The 786-nt window shown below is 66.2% G+C and carries 1 protein-coding gene; it reads left to right on the top strand.

The genetic code is table 11. From position 1 onward, the window contains the following. Positions 1–55: 55 nt before the first annotated feature. On the top strand, positions 56–786 hold a 731-nt coding region (locus B1991_RS18395; RefSeq protein WP_136260120.1), incomplete at its 3' end, for an IS30 family transposase.

Here is a 786-nt window from a genome sequence, read left to right as displayed (position 1 = left end):
GGCCGACTCAAACTCCACGTGCAACACCATGCCGCATCTGACATAGGCTGTTGCGATGAGAACGTACAACGAATTGACCCTGAACGAGCGAGTGGAGATCCAGCAGCGCCTGGCGTCGGGCGACAGCTTGCGAGCCATTGGAAGATCGCTGGGGCGCGCACCAAGCACGATCAGTCGCGAGTGCCGTCGAGCGAGCGCTTCCCCGGATAGCTACCAGGCGCAGGCGGCACAACATCACCGCGAGCAGTGCCGGGCCAAGCCACGGGTACCACGGAAACTGGGTGACCCCGCCCTGTGGGAGACGGTACAAGCGCTGCTGCGGGCGCGCTGGTCGCCGGAGCAGATCGCCGGGATACTGGCGCGAGGGTTTCCTGATACAGCGAGCTACCGGGTGTCCCACGAAACGATCTACACCGCGGTGTACCTGGTGCCTCGCGGCGAACTGCGCAAGGAACTGATCGGATGCTTGCGGCAAGGCCGCAGCACACGCAAGCCACGCACGCGCGGCACCGACCGGCGCGGCCAGATCCCGGACATGCAGAGCATCCACGTCCGCCCGCCAGAGGTTGCCGATCGCCTGATCCCGGGTCACTGGGAGGGCGATCTCATCAAGGGCGCAGGCAACCGTTCCTCGGTGGGCACGCTGGTCGAGCGCACCAGCGGCTTCGTGGTGCTGGCCAAGATGAGCAGCGCCAGCGCGGCCGACGCGCTGGAGAGCTTCGGCAAGGCCTTGAAGGGCATCCCCGAAGCGCTGCGCAAGACGCTGACGTACGACCAGGGCAAGGA

The organism is Rhodanobacter lindaniclasticus (assembly GCF_004799035.1).
Taxonomy (GTDB): Bacteria; Pseudomonadota; Gammaproteobacteria; order Xanthomonadales; family Rhodanobacteraceae; genus Rhodanobacter; species Rhodanobacter lindaniclasticus.
The sequence above is the reverse complement of the archived record's forward strand: the minus strand, read 5'-3'. Positions and strand labels throughout refer to the sequence as shown.